General features: G+C 68.4%; 20 protein-coding genes. 4 read left to right on the top strand and 16 right to left on the bottom strand.

Annotated features, from left to right (window positions below):
• Positions 1–30: 30 nt before the first annotated feature.
• The 6 genes from OXN85_12175 to OXN85_12150 all read right to left on the bottom strand — a co-directional run bounded on the left by OXN85_12175 (position 31) and on the right by OXN85_12150 (position 6,628).
• Positions 31–828, bottom strand: coding sequence for an HNH endonuclease (locus OXN85_12175; GenBank protein ID MCY3600713.1), 798 nt, complete (start codon positions 826–828; stop codon positions 31–33).
• 128 nt (positions 829–956) lie between these two features.
• Positions 957–2,195 carry a cytochrome P450 gene (locus tag OXN85_12170; protein ID MCY3600712.1) on the bottom strand — a complete coding sequence of 413 codons (1,239 nt, stop codon included), beginning with the start codon at positions 2,193–2,195 and terminating at the stop codon, positions 957–959.
• 55 nt (positions 2,196–2,250) lie between these two features.
• Positions 2,251–2,886, bottom strand: coding sequence for a hypothetical protein (locus tag OXN85_12165; protein MCY3600711.1), 636 nt, complete (start codon positions 2,884–2,886; stop codon positions 2,251–2,253).
• Positions 2,887–2,938: 52 nt separating this feature from the next.
• Positions 2,939–3,493 (bottom strand): peptide-methionine (S)-S-oxide reductase MsrA, encoded by a 555-nt coding sequence (gene msrA / locus OXN85_12160; protein ID MCY3600710.1) that lies wholly within the window; start codon positions 3,491–3,493, stop codon positions 2,939–2,941.
• Entirely contained in the window at positions 3,490–5,157 is a 1,668-nt protein-coding gene (locus tag OXN85_12155) for an amidohydrolase (GenBank protein MCY3600709.1), read from the bottom strand. Before OXN85_12155 ends, msrA begins: the two co-directional genes overlap by 4 nt.
• Before the next feature lie 13 nt (positions 5,158–5,170).
• Positions 5,171–6,628 (bottom strand): amidohydrolase family protein, encoded by a 1,458-nt coding sequence (locus tag OXN85_12150; protein MCY3600708.1) that lies wholly within the window; start codon positions 6,626–6,628, stop codon positions 5,171–5,173.
• A gap of 118 nt (positions 6,629–6,746) precedes the next feature.
• Here OXN85_12150 and OXN85_12145 point away from each other — a divergent pair, with 118 nt between their 5' ends.
• Positions 6,747–7,229 carry a TonB-dependent receptor plug domain-containing protein gene (locus OXN85_12145; protein MCY3600707.1) on the top strand — a complete coding sequence of 161 codons (483 nt, stop codon included), beginning with the start codon at positions 6,747–6,749 and terminating at the stop codon, positions 7,227–7,229.
• Between the two features lie 51 nt (positions 7,230–7,280).
• Here OXN85_12145 and OXN85_12140 read toward each other — a convergent pair whose 3' ends face one another.
• Positions 7,281–8,543 carry a dicarboxylate/amino acid:cation symporter gene (locus OXN85_12140; protein ID MCY3600706.1) on the bottom strand — a complete coding sequence of 421 codons (1,263 nt, stop codon included), beginning with the start codon at positions 8,541–8,543 and terminating at the stop codon, positions 7,281–7,283.
• Between the two features lie 273 nt (positions 8,544–8,816).
• Here OXN85_12140 and OXN85_12135 point away from each other — a divergent pair, with 273 nt between their 5' ends.
• From OXN85_12135 to OXN85_12125, 3 genes are read left to right on the top strand one after another with little or no spacing between them, the layout of a single operon-like run.
• Positions 8,817–9,665 carry a site-specific DNA-methyltransferase gene (locus OXN85_12135; protein MCY3600705.1) on the top strand — a complete coding sequence of 283 codons (849 nt, stop codon included), beginning with the start codon at positions 8,817–8,819 and terminating at the stop codon, positions 9,663–9,665.
• Positions 9,666–9,715: 50 nt separating this feature from the next.
• Entirely contained in the window at positions 9,716–10,081 is a 366-nt protein-coding gene (locus OXN85_12130) for a type II toxin-antitoxin system RelE/ParE family toxin (GenBank protein ID MCY3600704.1), read from the top strand.
• Positions 10,081–10,398, top strand: coding sequence for a helix-turn-helix transcriptional regulator (locus OXN85_12125; GenBank protein ID MCY3600703.1), 318 nt, complete (start codon positions 10,081–10,083; stop codon positions 10,396–10,398). Before OXN85_12130 ends, OXN85_12125 begins: the two co-directional genes overlap by 1 nt.
• Positions 10,399–10,416: 18 nt before the next feature.
• Here OXN85_12125 and OXN85_12120 read toward each other — a convergent pair whose 3' ends face one another.
• The 9 genes from OXN85_12120 to OXN85_12080 all read right to left on the bottom strand — a co-directional run bounded on the left by OXN85_12120 (position 10,417) and on the right by OXN85_12080 (position 19,806).
• Positions 10,417–10,779: a cupin domain-containing protein gene (locus OXN85_12120; GenBank protein MCY3600702.1), complete on the bottom strand. Its 363-nt coding sequence runs from the start codon at positions 10,777–10,779 to the stop codon at positions 10,417–10,419.
• Positions 10,780–10,812: 33 nt separating this feature from the next.
• Entirely contained in the window at positions 10,813–12,852 is a 2,040-nt protein-coding gene (locus OXN85_12115) for a hypothetical protein (GenBank protein ID MCY3600701.1), read from the bottom strand.
• A 33-nt stretch (positions 12,853–12,885) separates the two neighbouring features.
• Positions 12,886–13,596, bottom strand: coding sequence for a DUF305 domain-containing protein (locus OXN85_12110; protein ID MCY3600700.1), 711 nt, complete (start codon positions 13,594–13,596; stop codon positions 12,886–12,888).
• A 149-nt stretch (positions 13,597–13,745) separates the two neighbouring features.
• Positions 13,746–14,246: a biotin transporter BioY gene (locus OXN85_12105; GenBank protein MCY3600699.1), complete on the bottom strand. Its 501-nt coding sequence runs from the start codon at positions 14,244–14,246 to the stop codon at positions 13,746–13,748.
• 10 nt (positions 14,247–14,256) lie between these two features.
• Positions 14,257–15,462, bottom strand: coding sequence for a hypothetical protein (locus OXN85_12100; GenBank protein MCY3600698.1), 1,206 nt, complete (start codon positions 15,460–15,462; stop codon positions 14,257–14,259).
• 107 nt (positions 15,463–15,569) lie between these two features.
• On the bottom strand, positions 15,570–17,420 hold the full coding sequence (locus OXN85_12095) for a Xaa-Pro dipeptidyl-peptidase (GenBank protein ID MCY3600697.1): 1,851 nt from the start codon (positions 17,418–17,420) through the stop codon (positions 15,570–15,572).
• Between the two features lie 7 nt (positions 17,421–17,427).
• Entirely contained in the window at positions 17,428–17,733 is a 306-nt protein-coding gene (locus OXN85_12090; protein MCY3600696.1) for a HigA family addiction module antitoxin, read from the bottom strand.
• 11 nt (positions 17,734–17,744) lie between these two features.
• Complete coding sequence (locus OXN85_12085) at positions 17,745–18,023, bottom strand: type II toxin-antitoxin system RelE/ParE family toxin (protein MCY3600695.1); 279 nt, start codon at positions 18,021–18,023, stop codon at positions 17,745–17,747.
• 67 nt (positions 18,024–18,090) lie between these two features.
• The gene (locus OXN85_12080) at positions 18,091–19,806 is read right to left on the bottom strand and encodes an amidohydrolase family protein (protein MCY3600694.1); all 1,716 of its coding nucleotides are present in this window, start codon (positions 19,804–19,806) and stop codon (positions 18,091–18,093) included.
• Positions 19,807–19,833: the final 27 nt, after the last annotated feature.

The raw sequence follows: 19,833 nt of genomic DNA, 5'->3' as shown, positions 1-19,833 counted from the left end.
ACGTTCCCGCGGGAACGTCCCGCGTTCGCTCTAGCCCGCTCCGAGGGCGGGTTCCCGGAAGACCTCTCTGCGGTGCCACGCCACGAATTCCACGTCCGGAGCAAGTTCGGGCCCCTGAGGCCGCCGGAGCGGGACGCCGCGCAGGTCGCGCAATTGACGGACGGCCTCGCTCCGTCCGTTGACTTCGCTGGAGATCAGCACGGCAACGTCCCGTCCCTTCTTTTCCAGCCCCAAGGCACCGATGTCGAGGGCCTTGTGGTGGAAGGAGCACATGGCGAGCCCGTTGGGTACGCGGTCGGGACCGCCGGCCGCGTGCCATTTGATGTGTGCCGCTTCGAGACCCAGGAGTTGATCCTCGATGCGAACATCGAAGTCGCAGACGGCGCAGCGACGCTCATAGGCGCGCAGCACGCGACGCCTGAAGCGCGGATCGCGCGCCGTGCTCGTCGTCTCCTTTACCTGGGGGCCGTGGGCTGTCCAGGGATCCTCGGCGCGAGCCGGATCGTGGAGGTAGTCGGGAAGGCCCACCGCACCCCGGATATCGGAGTGCAGCGAGGGAGGGAAATGCGCATCCAGGACCGCCCGTACCGCGTTCTCCACAAGTGTCGGGTCCCCGCGCAACAACTCGTATGCGGCGTCGGGGAAGCCGCCGACCGTCTCGCGAAGCGCGGGGACCGATGCGGTACCGCCGCGCGTCAGGGGCAGGTCTTCAATGCCCGGGACCTCCCATAGTCCGTCCTTCGGCAAACGGCAATACGGCTGATCTGGATGATGATTCACGCGCGGACGCCCGAAGCGCTCAAGCAGAACCGTGAGTTGTTGTTCCACGTCCGATCCGTAACCCGCCAGACGAGCTTCACCCCGCGTCACCCGTCCGAGGGCGAGTAGCAGCAGCAGCGGTTTGTGCGGGGCACGCGAATCTCCGCGACGCCACACATTGATGGCTGCTACTCGGTTCAGGAACTCGTTCCGGTCCATTCCACCCACACGGTTTCGGGTTTCCGGAATTCGTAGCCATAGGGGGCGGCAGGGCGGTCCGGGTCAAGGCGGAGGCCGGGACATCGGTCCCATAGCGTTTCGAGCACGACGCGCGTCTCGAGGCGGGCGAGCGGGGCGCCGAGGCAGAAGTGGCGGCCCACCGCGAAGGACAGGTGGTCGCCGGCGTTCCGGCGGGTCGCGTCGAAGCGGTCGGGATCGGCGAAGTGCGTGGGGTCCCGGTTGGCCGCGCCCAGCATGCAGTGCACCACCTCGCCCTTTGCGATGCGGACGCCGCGGATCTCGGTGTCGCGGGTCGCGTGGCGGGCCGCCGATTGCACCGCGGGCTCCCAGCGCAGCGTCTCCTCGACCGCCAGGTCCAAGGCGGCCTCGCTCGCACGCGCCGCCGGGAGTTGTTCGGGATGCGAGAGCAGCGCCCACAGGGCGTTCGCGATCATCGACTCGGTCGTCTCGATCCCGCCGAAGAGGATGATGAGCGCGTTGGAACGGATCTCCTCCGCCGTGAGCGGGTCGACGTGGTCGCACGCCAGGTCGGAGAGGAGGCTGCCGTCCGGGTCCCGTTCGAGTGCCTCGAGGATCGGGGCGAGCGCCCGGCCGAACGCGTCCGCCGCCCCCTTGCCGGCCGCACGCACGTCCGGGTCGCCGGCGAAGTTCGCCAGCGCGCGGGCGAAGTGCTCGTACCAGTCGTTCACGCGCTCCGTCTCGGTCAGGGGGATGCCGAGCACAGACAGCACCGAATGGAGCGCGACCGGTCGCGCCACGCCCGTCCGCACCTCCCCGGCCTGCCATCGACCGGCCCGTCCGCCGTCAGCCGGCCTCGCCGCGGACCGCATCGTCTCCACCAGGCGCTCGACCTCGGCCACCAGGGGCGGGAGCGAAGCCGTCTTCATTCGGGACGTGTGGAACGGCGGTAGACACTTCCGCTTGTAGCGGATCTGCGTCGGACCCTCCGTCGTCATCATGTGGACGCCGAACATGTCGCGGATCGTCGAGGGCGCATCCGTCGTGAAGAGGTCGGGGTCCCGGAGCACGGCGAGGATGTCGTCGCGCCGCGTGACGAACCAGCGCTCGATTTCGGGCACCCAGGTGACGGGCTCCGCCTCCCGCAGCGAAGCGAAGATTGGGTAGGGGTCGACCGCGAGATCCGCGAGACGGACGCGCGCCCCGAGCGGGAACCGATCGATCCGCGGCTCGCTCACGGGCCGACTCGCCTTGCTCGCGGGCCGACTCGGTTCGCGACCGCCGCGGCGGCCGTCACAACCCGGACCACACCAGTACGGCGAAGCCGACGAAGAGCGCGTAGACGCCGGCCACGCCGGCGACGATCCAGCGGCCCCGGCCGCGGTAGGCCCGGAAGAGGAAGACGGAGACCGCCAGCACGAGAAGCACTTCGCCGATGGCCGCGTATCCCCCGTAGTGGTCCGGGTCCCAGTACGACACCGGACTGGTGAATCGCCAGTCGCTGAACGGGAAGAAGTGGCGGTGCGCGTCCTCCCGGTGCAGAGGCAGGTCGCCGAGCGCGTGGAGGATCATGCTCGCGACGGACAGGGCCCATGCGGTGAGCCTTGCCGGCCGCGGGGCGGCGTCCGCTCGGGCTGACGGGAGGCCTCCGGCGGTCGAGCGCCGGCCGATGAGCACCAGGAGGATGCACAGGGCGAGTACGAGCAGAGGGATCGAACTCGGGATGTCGAACACGACCTGCCAGCCGGGGTCGAAGTAGCGCTCCGACCAGATCCGGCCCTCCGACACGCCGCGCGCGAGCCGCTCCCAGAAGTAGAAGACGAGCATTGGGAGGTCCGGGGCCACCGCCCCGAGCGCGACCGGCAGCGCGTTGCGCTCGGAACGGCCCAGGACGATCAGGCTGAGCGCGGCGTGCGCCGGCGTCGTCACCCGGCGACCCGCGGCGAAGGCCCGCGCCGCACAGACAGCGCAGCGGCCTCGGTCAGACGCCCGCTCCGCGCTTCAGCCGCTGCAGGTGCTGGCGGCGGAACTTCGCCACCTTCGGCGCCACGACCGCTTGGCAGTACGGCTGGGTGGGGTTTCGATTCAGGTAGTCGTCGTGGTACGCCTCCGCCGGGTAGAACGTCTCCAGCGGCGCGATCTCGGTCACGATGGCATCGGGCCAGATCCCCGCGGCGGTGATCTCGGCGATCTTCCGCTCGGCCGCGTCCCTCTGTGCCTCGCTCTCGTGGAAGATCGCAGAGCGATACTGCGTCCCGACATCCGCGCCCTGCCGGTTCAGCGTCGTCGGATCGTGGATCGTGAAGAAGACATCCAGAAGATCGTCGAACGAGACCGTGTCCGGATCGAACGTGACCCGCACCACCTCGGCGTGCCCCGTGCGACCCGTGCATACCTGCTCGTAGGTGGGGTTCTCGACATGCCCGCCGGCATACCCGGACTTCACGCCTTGCACGCCATCCAGAAGCTGATACACGGCCTCGAGGCACCAGAAGCACCCCCCGCCGAGCGTCGCCGTCTCCCTTCTCTCACTCATCTATTCGCATCTCCGTAGTCGGTGGTGGTGGTCACGGCGCGCTTCTGTTGCTCGACCATCTGGGCCACGTCGGCGAGGAGCTGCTTCGCGTCGTAGACGATGCCGTCCTTGATCGTGTACAGGATGCCGCCGACCGTCTCCACTTCGCCCGTCTCGTCGTTCAGGCGCCGCGCCCCGGTGCCGTACAGGACCTTCAGGTTCTGGATTGGGTTCTCTTCCACGATCACGAGGTCCGCCAGCAGGCCGCGCCGCACGACGCCGAACTCGATGGGACGGCCCGTTGGCTTGAACAGCGTCTCGGCCGCGTGCATGGTCGCGGCGCGGATCACCTCCAGCGGATGGAACCCGGCGTGCTGCAGAAGTTCCATCTCCTGGATCGTGGAGAAGCCCATGAGGTTGTAGATGTAGCCGGCGTCCGAACTCGCCGTGACGCGGCCGCCCATGTTCTTGTAGTCGTTGAGCAAGTCGTGCCACACCTCGAGGAAGTCGCGCCACGCCACTTCCTCCCACGTCGTCCAGTCGAAGTAGTACGAGCCGTGGTCCTCGCGGTTCGCTTCGTAGAACTCCCACAGCGTCGGCAGGGTGTAGGTCCCGTGCCAGGGCGCGTACATCTGGTCGTCGATGTCCCAGCTCGCCTGGTAGGCGGTCATGGTGGGGTCGAGGGTGACGTCGAGCGCGAGCATCTCCTCGAGGAGGGCGTTCCACTCCGGGCTCCCGGGCTCGTGGATGAGGTTCCACTGCATGGGCACCTGCCCGAAACGGTGCTGCTCGTCGTTGTAGTTCATCTCCGGGGGCCACGGCTGGACGTCGTGGTCCCTGTACAGCGCCTCGAACAGCCCGTAGAAGTGCGTGACGGTGCCGAGGCCGAGGCGCGCGGCGTCGAGCGCGTTCATCTGCGCGACGCCCATCTGGCCGAGATGGGCCGTGCTCCCGAGGCCGAGCTGGGCGGCCTCATCCAGCAGCGCCTCCATGATCTCCGGGCGGAACGAGTTGAGCTTGAGCCCGTCGCCGCCCGACGCCTTCACGTAGCGGGCCCAGGCGCGCGCGTCCTCCGGCGTGTCGATCAGGCGGCCGCTCCATCCCTCTCCGCCCGCTCCCGTGAAGGGATAGACCCACATGCGGGGCGCCACGATCTCGTTCGCCGCGCTCCGCGCCTTCTCCCGGATCGACCAGTCGTGGGGGCCGAAGGCGACGCCGCGGCCGGTCGTGATGCCGTGCGCCATCCAAAGCTTGTACGTGTACTCCGCCTCGGGCGCCTTGGGGACGCCGCCGGTGTGGAGGTGGAGGTCCACGAACCCCGGCAGGACGTACATGCCGGTCGCGTCGATCTCGTGCACGACCGCGTCGGGGTTGCCCTCCACGGTGAGCCCGGGGCGGCGCGCCTCGTCGATGGGGCGCTGCGGGACGCCGACGCCGACCACGTCGACGATGCGGTTCCCCTCGATGACGATGTCCATCGGGCCGATGGGGGGTGCGCCCGTGCCGTCGATCACGGTGGCGCCGCGGATGATGAGGCGGTCGTACGGTCCCCCGCCTTCATCCGGGCCCCGGTCCGGAGCCCCGATCATCTGCATCGGCTGCACGGCTTCCGCCGCGGTGGCCAGAAGGATCAGCGCCGCAAGGGCGCTCAGGGCGCTTCGAATCGCACGGCCGGTCATCTTCATGGGTCCTCCGAGGTCAGTCATCGAGGTGGTAGAGGCGGCGGTTGTTTTCGTGCAGGATCATGCGCGCGGCCGCCACGGCCTCGTCGCGGGTCAGGATTCCGGCGTCGACGTAGATCCCGAGCGCCTGCGCGAGGAAGCGCCGGCCCCACTTGGCCGCGAGCCAGTAGAACTCGGGCAGGTGATAGGCGTCGCTCCCGAACAGGATCTTGGAGAGGGGGACGACCTCCATCACCTCCAGGAACATGCGCAGCATGCCGTGGTGGATGAGCGGCGCGGCGAGCGACAGTTCGAAGTGGCAGTTCGCGTACAGGTGCGTGAGCCATGCGGCCTGCCCGATCAGCGGGTAGCCCGCGTGGATGAGGATGACCTGCGGCATCCGCATCACGCCGCCGCGCTCGAAGCGGACCATCTCCTCCATGAGAAACGGGTCCTGGTTCCGCATGATCCCGCGCGGGGCCTCGCCGTCGCCGGCGTGGAACTGCATCGGCATGTCGCGCTCCAGACACGCCTCGAGGGCGAGCGAGTGGAGGTAAATCAGCGCTTCGCCCTGCAACTGCCAATACTCGTCGCGATCCCGGGTGTCCGCCGCCGGGACCTCGCCACGCGCGCGCCGCGCCCGGAACGCGTCCCATGAGCGGCGGGCCGCCTCTCGATCGAAGTGCGGCTTGAGCAGCCCCAGGCGCGGGAGCAGGTACGACTTCATCCCGTACGACGGGGCGCCGAGGTTGCCGTCGCCGTCGAGTCCCGCCTCGATCTCGGCCATCATCCCGGTCTCGATCTCGTCGATCCCGAGATCGAGGTCGTCGCCCATGAGGCCGCGGAGGATCGTGTCCACGCGCAGGATGTGGCGTCCGCGGGCGGGGGCGATCGCGTCCTTGAAACGCTCGATGCCCGCTTGGTCCATCCCCTCCCGGTAGCCCGTGTCGACCATCGCGTTCTCGATGTTCGCGTCGGCGAACAGGGCGCCGAGATAGCTCGCGTAGTCCCGGCCTCTCTCGTTCCGGGCCTCGATCACCGCCTCGAAGGTCGCCTCGCAGTCGAGGAAACCGGCGAGTTCCTTCACGAGATAGCGGAGGAAGACGGTTTCGCCGGCCTGCTCGAGGACGCGGGCCCGCGTGGCGGCGACATCGAACTCGGCGTCGAGGGTGGCGCGTTCCGAGGCATCGCCGGCCTGCCAGCGCCCATAGACGCCGGCCGGGAAGTAGCGGTCCATCGGGAAGGCGGAGAGCGCCAGCCGCTCGATGAACGCGTCGGGATCCGTCTGCGCGTCGTCGAAGGTGATCGGGTGGCAGTGCGTGTCGTCGATGGGAATCTCGCGCAACTCGTCCAGCAACGCGCGAGCCGTCGCGTCCAACCCCTCGCTCCCGGCACGGGCGGACGCGAACCCCGCTTCGCCGCCGGCGCAGGCCCCGAGCAGCGCACCGCCGCCGCCGATGCCGGCCAGACTCAGAAACTCCCTGCGATCGGGCATTCGCCGAACCTCCTTGCAGGTGGTCACGTTCGATCCCGGATCGGCGGCGCGCAAGCCGAATCGCGGCCTGCGGAGCCCGTCGAACTGTCGCAGAGCGGGGAGACCGGACGTTTAGCACGTGGGACTTCGGAAGAACGGCGCACAGGAGGAAGCGCTCATGCTCTTCGGTCAGAGCAGATTCGAACGCGGGAACCCGGCGGCTACCGCCCTGATGATGGCGAGCGTTCTGGCGAGCGTCGGGTGCGACCGCGCGGAGTCGCCATTCGCGCCGGACTTCGGGGTCGAAGAGCCCTCCCGGCTGTCCGTCCCCGCCGAACAGACTTCGGTGGAACAGCTTTCGGAAGAATCGCCCGCGGCCGAACCGACGTCGATCAGCACGGATTGTCGCTCGATCCCGCCGCTGGTCGTGATCGACGGGGTCGAGCAACCGGAGGACTTCCCCCTCTCCGACGTCGAGGCCCTGGACATCGATCACGTGGAGGTCGTGAAGGGGCGCGTCGCGATCCTGCTGTACGGGCCGCGCGCCCGGGGCGGCGCGATCGACATCCAGACGAAGCGCGGGACGCAGGCCACCGTTCCGAGCGGGCCGAAACCAAGGTGATCACGCGGGGGCCGGCGTTCTCCCGGCCCCCGCGTCAGGCCCGCACCGCCGTCAGTGGCGGACTTCGGTGTCTACGCCCTCCTCCCCTTCGGAACGGGCGATGATCGCGGCGCCGCACGAGTCGCTGAACACGTTGACCGCGGTGCGGTACATGTCGAGCGGCCGGTCGATGGCGAGCATCGCACCCACGATCGTGATCGCCTCCGGGTTGTCGCCGAGGCCGATCGCGTTGAGGACGATGAAGATCACGACCACGCCGGCCGACGGCACCGCGGCCGCGCCGATCGAGGCGAGGAGCGCCGTGACGACGACGATCGCCTGCTGCCCGATTGTGAGATCGACCCCGAGCACCTGCGCGATGAAGAGCGCGCCGGCGCACTCGAAGATCGCCGTGCCGTCCATGTTCACCGTCGCGCCCATCGGGAGCACGAACGACGAGACCTTGTTCGAGACGCCGACCTTCTCGCGCAGCGTCTTGATCGTGACCGGGAGGGTGGCGCCCGACGAGCTCGTCGAGAACGCCGTCAGGAGCGGCTCGCGCAGGTTCGCGAAGTGGACCAGTGGCTTGATGCGGCCCAGCACGATGAGCAGGAGCGGCATTGTGATGAAGAGGTGGATCGTGAGCCCCGATCCGATCGTCGCGAAGTACTTCGCGAGCGCGGCGAAGCGGTCGAAGCCGGTCTCCCCCACCATCCGGGTGATGAGCGCGAAGACCCCGATGGGGAGGAACTTTATGATCCCCGACGTGAGCGCCATCATGGCCTGGAAGAAGGCGTTGAAGATGTCCGTGACGACCACGCGGGGCTTCTCCGGCAGTCCCGTGATGGCCGCGCCGAACACGATGCAGAAGAAGATGATCGCCAGCATGTCGCCCGCGGAGGCGGCGGCGAAGAAGTTGTTCGGCACGATGTCGAGGATGAGATCGACCGCAGAGTCCGGCGTGCTGAGTTCGGGCACTTCCTGTTGGGCCGCGGCGCCCATGTCCGCGTTCTGGCCCGGTCGGATGAGGTTCACCATCAGCAGGCCGGTCAGCGCTGCCAGCATGCTCGACAGCACGTAGTAGCCCATCGTCTTGCTGAACAGGCGGCCGATCGCCCTCCCCCCACCCACGGAGGCGACCCCGGACACGATCGACGTGAGCACGAGCGGCACGATGATCATCCGGAGCAGTTTCATGAACAGCTCGCCGATCCAGCCGATCGCGTTCGCCGCGGGCAGCCCGAAGGCCCAGCCCGTGGCGAGGCCCAGAATCATGGCCGACAGCACCTGCCAGTGGAGGCGTCGGTACCAGGGGAGGGTGGGATCGTATTCCATTGGCGTCTCCGGTGCGGCGCCGTGTCGAGGCGCGTATCCAACGTTGTCAGCGACGCGGCCCAGGGGCGGTCAGGCCGCAATTCGAGCGAACGATCCAACGGGGGTTGATCGTGGTATCCAGACGGCGAGCCGGCAATGGGCGTCACTTCGTTCGCCGCGTTGGGACGGTGTCACGGCACTCTCGGTGACTCGCAGAATTCTGCGACACTACACTAGCTTCGGGAGCCCTGACCCTCGCCGCCGCGAATGGGCTTCACCGCGACGGGAGATGCGATGCCCAGGATTATCCTTGCGGACAACCTCGACGTGCTCCGGGGGCTGCCTGATGGACAGGCGGATCTCATCTACGTCGACCCACCCTTCAACACCGGCCGCACGCAGCGGCGCACGCGGATCCGCACCCGACGCCCGGCACCGGGCGGAGAAGGCGACCGGACGGGCTTCCAGGGCGAGCGCTACGAGACGACCGTCGTCGGCAGTCGGCATTTCGCGGACCAGTTCGACGACTACCTCGCGTTCCTCGGGCCCCGGCTCGTTGAGGCGTACCGCGTTCTCGCTCCGCACGGGTCGTTCTACCTCCACGTCGACTACCGGGAAGTGCACCACTGCCGCCTCTTCCTGGACGACCTGTTCGGCCCGGAGAATCTCCTGAACGAGATCATCTGGGCGTACGACTACGGGGCGCGACCGAAGACGCGGTGGCCGGCGAAGCACGACAACATCCTGTTCTACGTGAAGGATCTGTCGAACTACGTCTTCAACGTGGACGAGATCGAGCGCATCCCGTACATGGCGCCGGGGCTGGTGGGACCCGAGAAGGCCGCGCGCGGCAAGCTGCCCACCGACACCTGGTGGCACACGATCGTCCCCACGAGCGGCGCCGAACGGACAGGCTACCCGACCCAGAAACCGCTCGGCATCCTCCGCCGCATCATCACGGCCTCCTCGAACCCCGGCGACCTCGTGCTCGACTTCTTCGCCGGCAGCGGCACAACCGGCATGGCCGCCCACGAACTGGGCCGAGATTTCATCCTCGTGGACGACAACCCCGAGGCCCTCGAGGTGATGGCGAAACGATTCGAGTCCGTACCCAATGTCCGCTGGGAGGGGCTTGGAACGTGAGCCGCGTGCCATGACTTGCGGTACATATGTCGTGGATGACATGTTGCTTGGTGGACTGGACGGTCGAAATCGCCGATGAATTCGCGCCGGAGTTCCGAGCGCTGCAGGTGGAGGTGCAGGACGCAATCCTGGCCGTGTCCCGCCTATTGCAACACTTCGGCCCGCACTTGGGACGGCCACGGGTGGACACGCTCAACGGGTCACGCTACGCGAATATGAAGGAGTTGAGATTCAGCGCGGCTGACGGGCAGTGGCGGGTCGCGTTCGCCTTCGATCCCAAGCGCACGGCGGTCCTACTCGTTGCCGCCGACAAGGCGGGCGGCAGTTCCAAGGCGTTTTACCGGGCGCTCATCCGCAAGGCGGATCAGCGCTTCGAGCGGCACTTGGCGCGGCTCGCGATGGAAGGAGGATCATGATGGCATTGAACGTGAACGACGTCATCGAGGGACTCGATACGCAGCGGCGGCAACGGGTGGAGGCGCGCGCCGCTGAACTCATCGCGGAGGAGATGACGCTGCGCGAGCTGCGCGAGGCCCGGCGGCTCACTCAGGTCAGTTTGGCGCGCGAACTCGGTATCGGCCAGGAAGGCATATCGCGCATGGAACAGCGTAGCGACCTCCTCCTCTCGACTCTGCGCAGAACCGTCGAGGCCATGGGAGGCACGCTCGCGCTGGTCGCGAGCTTCCCCGACCGACCGCCCGTCGAGTTGTCCGGCATCGCCGATCCGGAATAGAAAACGCCGGCTCTCAGTCTAAGGGTCGCGGTGGACGGTGTCGGGGGAGAAGGCGGGGAGGCAGACGGCGATGTACTCGGCTCCCTCGGGGCCCGGTGTGCTGTAGCGGACCCATTCGCCGGGGTGGGTGACGACGGCCTGGCCGGCATTCACGTCGATGACGCCGTCCTCGTGCTCTACGCGCAGTGATCCCCTCAGCACGACGGTGATCTCCTCGAACTCGGGGCGCTGACCGGGTTCGACCCAGCCGGCCGGCGCGACCATGCGCGCCGCGCTGACGCGGTCGTGTCCCGTCCGGACGCGGCCGGCGTACTCCTCGATCCGCTTGGATTGGTTCCCGGCCGCCTCAATGACGGCCGGGGCTTCGATCAGCGTGGGCATCCCCGGGACGGGCTGCGGACGACCCCGGAGTCCCTACATCCCCGCTCCCGCGAGGGACCGGACGGCATCGGCCAGCATGCGGACCTTCCCGGCGTCTCCTGCCCGGGCGGCGCCACGGGATAGGGCGTCGGCCAGCGACCGGAGCGCGTCGGCGCGGGCCGATCCCGTCATCTCCTCGGCCTCGGCCAGTCCGCTCCGGAGACGGTCGATCCTCGCGGCGGCGAGACCCCCGTGCCGCTCCAACTGGTCCAGGTAGGCCCTGGCCAGCGCGAACGTCGCGGGCCACTCGAAGATCGGCTGACCCTGGGAGTTCAGGTGCGTCAACTGCACGGAGTTCCCGGCGTCGATCTCGTTCTGCGTGAGCGCCTCGCTCGGCGCCAGCTCGAGGATGTCGAGCCCTCGCTTGATCTCGGAGTTGACGATGACGCCGTTGTACCAATAGACGGACCAGCTGCCGCCCATCTCCATCACGTTGCCGTCGATCGGGCCCCGGTCGAAGTAGGCGATCTCGACCGGGTTGGTCGGATCGGTCCAGTCGATGAGCGAGATCCCGCCCTGGTACCAGCCCTGGATCATGATGTCGCGTCCCGGGATCGGGATCAGCGATCCGTTGTGGGCCACGCAGTTCTCCTCGGGCGTCTGCGGAGCGGGGAGCTTGAAGTAGCTCTGGAACTCCATCTCCGTGCCTTCGATGGTGAAGATCGCGTTCGCGCCCCACTCCATCGGGTCGGAGGCCCGGCACTTCGGCTGGCCGCCGCCGCCCCACTCGTCCGTGAACAGGATGGCGGTCCCGTCGTTGTTGAACGTGGCGGAGTGCCAGTAGGAGAAGTTGGAGTCCGACACGGCGGAGAGCCGTCTCGGGTTCTCCGGGTCGCTGATGTCGAGGAGCATGCCGTACCCCTCGCACGCCCCGCCGGCCAGACCGATGGCCGGATACACCGTGATGTCGTGGCACTGCGTGGGGCCGGGTTCAGGGCCGTCCCCTTCTCCCTGCTGCCCCATCATCTGCGCGACGATCATGGGCAGCGCCTCCCGCAGCGCCGCACTGTCGGCCGCGGTGGGCGGGCCCTCGCCTCCACGCTGGGCCACGATCTGCCCGAGCATTCCCTGGGCGGCCGGTTCAGGCAGCACCATCTCCTCCCCCATCACCTCGATGATGAAGGCGCCGCGCTCCCGGGCCGCCTCGAGCGCCGCGATGTCGTCGGGGGCCGGACCGTGTCGTGGAGGCGCGATCAGGTCCTCGAAGATGCGCGGCGAACTCACGATCTCCGCGCTCGCCGGATCCGCCAGCGGCACGCGGATGACTTCGATGCGGAAGAGGGCGGTGTTCGGGTCGTCGGCCGGGGGCGCGCCGGAACAGCCGGCGAGTTCCTCCGCCGGACGCACCGGGGCGGAGCCGGACACGTAGACGTAGACGTTCTCGTTATCTCCGGGATGCTCGAGCAGCGTGTGCGTGTGCGAGCCGCGGCAGGTCTGGACGTTCGCGACGTATTCCGGCGCCGTAATGTCGGAGATGTCGAAGATGCGGATGCCGCGCAGCCGGTCGTGGCTCACGGCTTCCTCGACGCCCTGGTCACCGCAGTCCAGTCGCCCACCGAACCCCTCACCCGAGACGAAGAGCAGGTTCTCGTACACCGAGACATCGCTCTGCGAGGCGGGGCAGACGTAGGTCACGACCGTCTGCGGATTGGCGGGATCGGAGATGTCCCAGATCTGGATGCCGTCGTAGTTCCCCTGGATCGCGTAGCGACCGGAGAAGGCGAGGTCGGAGTTCGTCGCGCCCACGAACGGGTCCGGCGGCGGCGTGGCGGAGACGAGGTTGAGGTTCCAGATCGCCTCACCCGCATCGAACATGCCCGGCGCGAGCCCGACACGCGGGTCCGGCGTCGGCGGATTGACCTGAAGCCCCGTGGGCGCAGCGGCCGGGGCGGCGGGTGCGGCCGCCATGCCGGCCGACGTCGACCGGTAGGAGGAGCAGGCGGTCAGCCCCCCGAGGACGATCGCGCCGGCGAGCAGCGTCGCGAGGCGCGGGGTGAATCGGGTGTCGTCGCGTTCCTTCGTCACAGCGGACATGTCGGATCCTTCGATTGGAGTGAACTGCATGAATCAGCCGCCCGGCTCCGGCGCGGCGAGCGCCTCGAGCATGAGCTCCATGCGGACGATTTCCGTGGCCTGATCGACGTGGATGTCGGAGGCCAGTTTGAAGATGAAGTCATCCTGCGCCGCGCCGTCGGTGGCGAACAACTCCCGAACCATCGTGACGGCGCCCTTGTGGTGCTGGATCATGTACCGGAGGAAGAGGCGGTCGAATTCGGGGCCGCGCGCGGCTTCGAGTTCCGCGAGTTGTTCCGGGGTCAGCATCCCGGCCATGAGCATGGCCCCTTCTCCGTGACCCCGCATGTCGCCGGTGTCCGGCACGGGCAGCCCGCGCTCCGAGAGCCAGCGGCTCATGACGGCGATCTCATCGGTCTGCGCGTTGATGATCCTCCCGCACAGCGTCCGGATCGAGGGACTCGCGCCGGCACCCGGAGCGAAGCCTGCCATGACCAGAGCCTGCGCGTGATGCGGGATCATGTGCGTCATGAATCGGATGTCCGCCTCGTGCGCGCCCTCAAGGGCAGCTTCCGCGCGCGCCCGGTAGATCGCCTCGAGTTCGGCCACGCGCGCGGCATCCGGACGGACCGCGTCCGGGCGGGGCGGCGACTCGGATGGACGGCCGCCGGACCCCGCGCTGGCACACGCCTGCACGACCGCGAGCAAACCGAAGAGTGCAACGCGCATGGCGCGCGTGACGTGCGATGTGTGGTGGGTCCTCATGCTTCGCCGCGTGGTGACATCCGTTACCGAGGAGCTGTCCTGCATGAAATCTGCCGAACAGGCATACCGAATCAGGCGTACGAATACAATCCTGAACGGTTTCGCGTCACCCGCCAGGCGCATTGTCTCGATGGGTGGCGGGACGCGAATCAGCGCCGACGACGCCTCGCCACGATCCGGCGGGTTGCCGCGAAACAGATGGCCGCCTTCACGACGGCGCCGACCAGGAACGGCTGCACGCCGACAGCGAAGAGGGCGCCGGGGCCGAGATCGGTGACGACCGAGAGCCAGCCCACGCCCATGACGAAGATGACCGAGGAGCCGACGACCAGCGCAATCGCGGTGCGCAGGGCGCGTCCCTCGGAGCCCGAGATCCACCCCACCAACGCCGCAGCAACCGGGAAGGCCATCAGGTAGCCGCCGGTCGGACCGAAGATCCAGGGCAGGCCCGCCGCACCCATCGCGAAGACAGGAACCCCGGCGACGCCGAGACCCAGGTAGAGCAGTTGGGAGCTTGCCCCCGCCACCGGGCCCAGCAGGGCACCGGCGAGCAGCACGAACAGGGTCTGCAGCGTCATCGGCACCGGGGTGATTCCGAGCGGAACCGCCACATGCGCACCGAGCGCGGTGAGCAGCGCGAACAGCCCCACGGCGAGCGACTTACGGTAGGAGGCGCAGATCGTAGAGCCTCACGTCCTCTTCGTCGAGCGCGTTGCGCTGGAGGAGCACGAAGCGGTCGGCATCGACGGCCAGCACGCTCGCTTCCGCGGGAAGATCCAGCCATCCCCGCGGCTGTCCGTCGGGGCCGAGGATGAGCCAGCGGCGGGTCTCCTCGCCGGGGCGGGTCACAAGCCCGATCCAGACCATCTCATCGGGACCCAGCACGGCCGAGTGGAAGGCGGGGTGCGTCTCCCGGTAGGGGGCGTTCTCGACAAACTCCATGAACCAGTCGGGGGCGTCCGGACCCCTGCGGGCGAGCCGCTCCGCTCTCCACGTCCCGATTTCTTCGGCCGTGACCGCCCGGCCGCCAGCCGAGCCACGGATCCGACGGGTCAGACTCCCGTCCGCCGCGTGCACGGAGAGGCTCAGCACGTCGGTGTCGCCGATCAGGGCCCGGTCCCTGAATCCGCGGGCGATGATGTCCCGCCCGAACGCGGGTTCGGTGCGGGTGAACCCGCCACCGGGAATGCCGCCATAGCTCCACTCCGTGGCGGGCAACACGCCCAGCGTGTCCGGGTCGGTCTCAAGATCCTTGAACGCCAGCAGGGGGGTCGTGTCCCTCTTCATCCCCTCGGGCAGGAAGTACCGCTGTTCTCCCAGGACGGCGAGCATGTTCCCTGCGGCGTCTCTCGCCAGCGGCTTCAGGCTCACGATGGCGCTCTGGGCGGAGAGAGGCGACGACGCAAGGAATTCCCCACTCTCCAGGAACTCGTTGAGACGGGCCAGTCTGGCGTCGTAGGCCAGGAACCCCCCGTCCGTCCCGAGGAGCGTCGTGACATCGCTGAACTCGCCCGGTCCCTCGCCCTGCCCCCCGATCCGGGCCGTGAGCGAACCGTCGGCGGAGAAGAGCAGCACCTCGCCCGAACCGGTGTTGGCGAGCGCAAGGCCGCCGTTCCCGAGCAGAAGCGCGTCACCGACCCAGAACAGTTCGACTCCGAGTTCGCGGGTGGAGAAAAGGAGGTCCGCCTCCAGGAGGGGTACCGACAGCTCCTCCACCCGGCCCAGGGCGATGTTCGTGACGCCCGCTGAATCGGAGACCAGGACCGCGTTCGGGGGTTGATCTTCCGGCTCGGGGTGAGCGCCGCCGCAGGCGATGGCAGCGCAACTGAGGACTCCGGCGGCAAGGAAGCTCCCGCAAACGCGCATGGTTCCGGTCCCGGCTGAAACATCGTGGATGTCGACCGCTGTCCGCGGCGTGGCGGCCTCGTTCTGTAAGAGGCGCCGTTTCTACAGAGGGTTGTATCCGCCGGGCGCTAATCGGAGGCGGGGACGCCCAGGGCGCGGCGCAGAGCCGCGCTCCCTCCGACGACGGGTAACGCGAGACGGGTCTCGCCCAGGTCGACGGTCAGGGTCGTGCCGGGGTCGGGGTGCAGCGTGAAGAACTTGTCGCTGGAGAAGATCATGAGGCCGATGCGGGCTCCGGCCGGGATCACCTGGTCGTCGGGCTGGAGCGCGAACTCCAGGTCGACGAACTCCCCCGGTGCGAGCGGTGATCCGGTGCGGGGGGAGGCGATGTCCTCGGCGCCCGCGTTGGCGGGGTCGGCCCAACCCTTCGTGATGATGTTGTCGTTGATTTCCCCGCTCTCGGTCCACGGCAGCGACACCAGCCACACGGACAGGTTGGCCGCGGGCGCGTCCGCCGACATCCGCACGCGGACCGTCGCCACGCCCGACAGGTGGACGTCCTCGCGCAGTTCCGGCGTCGCGTACAACAGACGGTGGCTCGACCACTCGGTCGCGGCGAGTTGGTCGCCGGTAAAGGCGAAGTTGTCGACGATCGCACCGGTCCCGGTGCTCGCCTCGTCGAGGGAAAGCGTGCCGGTCCAGTGTCCGTCGCCATCCGGGCGGAGAGTCACGGCGTCGGCTTCGGGGTGGGGATAGCTCGCGTAGGGCGTGGGCTCCGCGCGGTCGTCTCCCTCCCGCACGATCCATGCCGCCGGGTCTTCCTCCACGCCGTTCTCGACGCCGACCACGTAGCGGGTGAACCACCGGTTCATGAGTTCGAGCGGGGGCGCCCCGCCGTGCCCGCCCTGGTGGTAGTAGATCTGCAGCGGCACGCCCCGCTCCCCGAGCGCCATCGAGATGCGGTGGCTGTGCTCGGGCATGACGTTCCAGTCGTTGAAGGCGTGGCTCATGAGGGTGGCCGCCCGCACGCCGTCCACATGGTTCAGGTAGTCGCGGCCCGCCCAGAAGTCGTTGTAGTCGCCCGTGACGCGGTCCAGCCGCGCCGTCATCTCGTCGCGCACGTTCGCGAGGCAGTAGTCGCGGACCTCCGGGAAGCCGCTGAAGATGAAGTCGAACAGGACGTCGACGTCCTCCCCGGGATAGCCGCCCGGCGACCGCACCAGCCCGTTGGAGCGGTAGTAGTGGTAGTAGGAGGTGTTCGGCGCGATGGGGATGATCGCCTCCAGCCCCTCCACGCCCGTCGTGGCGGCAGCCAGGGGGAGCGTGCCGTTGTAGGAGGTGCCCGTCATCCCGACCCTTCCGGTCGCCCAGTAGGCCTCGACTTCCTCGTCCCCGTCCACGCTCGTGAAGCCCGGCGCCCGGCCGTTGAGCCAGTCGATGACCGCCTTGGGCGCCAGCGATTCGTTGGCGCCGCCGACGGTCGGGCAGCCTTGCGACTGGCCCGTCCCGGGCGACTGCGAGTGGACCACCGCGAACCCTCGCGGCACCCAGGTCGCGACGTGCGAGTTCGAGATCCGGGGCTGGTTCGGGATGTGCTGGATCGTGGCCGGGAACGGGTCGCGCGGCGGGGCGTCGCCGCCCACCTCCTGGCGGAGGTCCCAGAAGTGCGCGAAGTCGATACCGGCGACGCCCGAGTAGTAGGGGCTCGTCTCGTAGATGACCGGCACCCTCAGGCCCTGGCCGTCGGTCTGCGCCGGACGCGTCACATCCAGGTGCACCCGGTCCGGCCGGCCGTCGCCGTCGGAGTCGAACTCGGTCTCGACCCACAGCTCATGCCGGATCCAGGCGGATGAATCCGCGAAGGCGGGGACGATCTGCGCCTGGCCGTCCTCGATGACGAGCCCGGCCTGCGCGGCGACCGCCGCCGGAAACAGGGCGAGTGCGAAAACAGCCGCCGCGGAGGCTTCGGGGCGGGCCACGCCTCCTCTAAACAACCGCATGCCGGGGCGTCACTTGCTTGGCGATCTCACGGCCAGCCTCGATCTCCGCCCGCCGAAGCTCCCAGGTCTTCTGCAGGTTCAGCCAGAACTGCGCCGTCGTCCCGAAGTACCGCGCCAGCCGGAGTGCCGTGTCCGCGCTCACACCCCGCTGGCCGTTAAGGATCATTGTCACCCGATTTACGGGCACGCCGAGCGCTTTCGACAGAGCGTTTGCCGATAGCCCCAGCTCGTCGAGCTCCTGGCGCAGGATTTCGCCGGGATGCACTGGCCTCATGCGGTTCTTCGCACTCATGTCATACGCCCTCAGTGATAATCGACAATCTCCACCTCGTACGGCCCGTCGTCGGCCCAGCGGAAGCAAATCCGCCACTGCGCGTTGATCCGGATGCTGTGTTGACCGGCGCGGTCGCCTCGCAGCGCTTCCAGCCGGTTGCTGGGCAGTGCGGCCAGGTCGCCGAGCGTTTCCGCGCTGTCCAGCATGATGAGTCGGCGCACGGCCTGATCCAAAAAACCTTGAAACGCCGCAACGCGCTGCCCTTCGAAGAAACGTCGCGTTCTCCGATCCCTGAAGCTTCGTATCATGTGCGCGGAATCGTAAGCGCCTTTACGTATTCCGTAAAGGCTTGCCGGCGCCGAACGTCCAGCCGCGTCAGGGGCGGCGCAGGGGGCGGCCGGCGAGTTCGCCGGTCACCTCATCGTCGCGGATCGCGAAGCGGCCGTTCACGAGCAGGTGCACGACGCCCTCCGATAGCTGGTGCGGGTCGTCATACGTCGCCCGGTCCGTGAACCGGTCGAGGTCGATGACGGCGATGTCCGCGACCAGACCTTCGCGGATGTAGCCGCGATCGTCCAGCCTCAGGAAGTCCGCGGCGAGGCCCGACATGCTCCGGATCGCGAACGGGAGTCCGATCGCACCGTCCCGGTCCACGAAGTCCTTGATCTTCTTCGGGAAACCCCCGTACACGCGAGGATGCACGATCTCCGCGCCCGGTGCGGGCGTGGCGCCGTCCGTGCACGTCATCATCCACGGCATCGTCGCGAGATAGCGCGTGTTCTCGACGTCGTAGAGGTCGCGGTTCATCACCCACGGGTTCGACCCGGACATGATCTCGCGCACCGCCTCGGGGACGGGCAGCCCTCGTTCGGCCGCCACGTCGGCCAGCGTCTTGCCGTTGAACTCGGGCCTCGCGTCGGCGAACACGATCTGCTCCGGGCCGCCGCGGATCTCGAGCATCTCCATCGTCTGCACGTCGAGGACCCGTGCCGTGTCGGGATGCTGGAAGCGGCGCACCATCTGCTCCGGACCGCCGGCCTGCGCCCAGCGCGGGATCGTGTAGGCGCGCAGGCTCGACATCGTGGACGTGTATACGTGCTGCGCGCCCGCCACTTCGAGGCCCTCCGCGCGCGCCGAATCGATGATCGCGGCGCCTTCCGAGGCCCGTCCGTACAACGCCGCTCCCTGCGCGTTGAAGTGGCTGAAGATGGTGCGGAGGCCGGACTCCGCCCCGATGTGGATCGCCTCGCGAATCGAATCGTGGTAGCCGATGCCCTGGTACGCCGCGCCGAGATCCCGGTCGTGCGTGTCGTAGACCGGGGCGTGCTCCCCGCCGATCGGGTATTCCGCCGCGACGCGGCCGAGTTCGATGACCTCGTCGGCCTCCGCGTAGTAGCCGGGCGTATAGAAGAGACCGCTGGAGAGCCCGAAGGCGCCGTCCTCCATTCCCTGTCGGACGAGGACCTTCATCTCTTCGAGTTCCCCCGCGCTGGGGGCGCGGTCGTCCATCCCCATCACCGCCTCCCGAACGGAACCGTGCCCGATGTAGGAGATGATGTTCTTCCCGACGCCGGATGCTTCGAGGTCGCCGTAGAGCGCGGCGAGGTCGGTGCTGCTCGCGCCGTCGACGCCGATGATGCCGGTCGTGATCCCCTGCGTGAGGAACTCGGTAGCGGCGAGCCCGTACGGTTCTCCGACGGTGATGATCGTGATATGGCTGTGCATGTCGATGAAGCCGGGCGTGAGCAGCAGGCCGTCCAGCGCGATCGTGTCGCGCACAGCGAGACCCGCCGCCGAGGCATCGCCGACGAAGGTGATCCGGTCGCCCTCCACCGCCACGTCGGCCACGAACGATGGCTCGCCGGATCCGTCGATGACGGTCGCCCCGGTGAACAGCACGCTCGTCAGGACGATCTCCACCTCCGCTTCCGGCGCATCGTCGGGCGCGCAGGCGAGGATGGCACCCGCGAGTGCGAGACACGTGATCGCGGGGCGGGTCGGCACTCGGCGACGCGCCACCGAGCGCAGCGCGGGGATCCGCCATCGCAGCGGGGTCGCGGCCGGCATACTCTCAACGCGTTCGCCGTTCATCGGTTCTCCCCTTTTCGACCCTTCGAC

This window comes from Candidatus Palauibacter australiensis, assembly GCA_026705295.1.
GTDB lineage: Bacteria > Gemmatimonadota > Gemmatimonadetes > Palauibacterales > Palauibacteraceae > Palauibacter > Palauibacter australiensis.
This window is presented reverse-complemented; position numbering and strand designations above follow the sequence as displayed.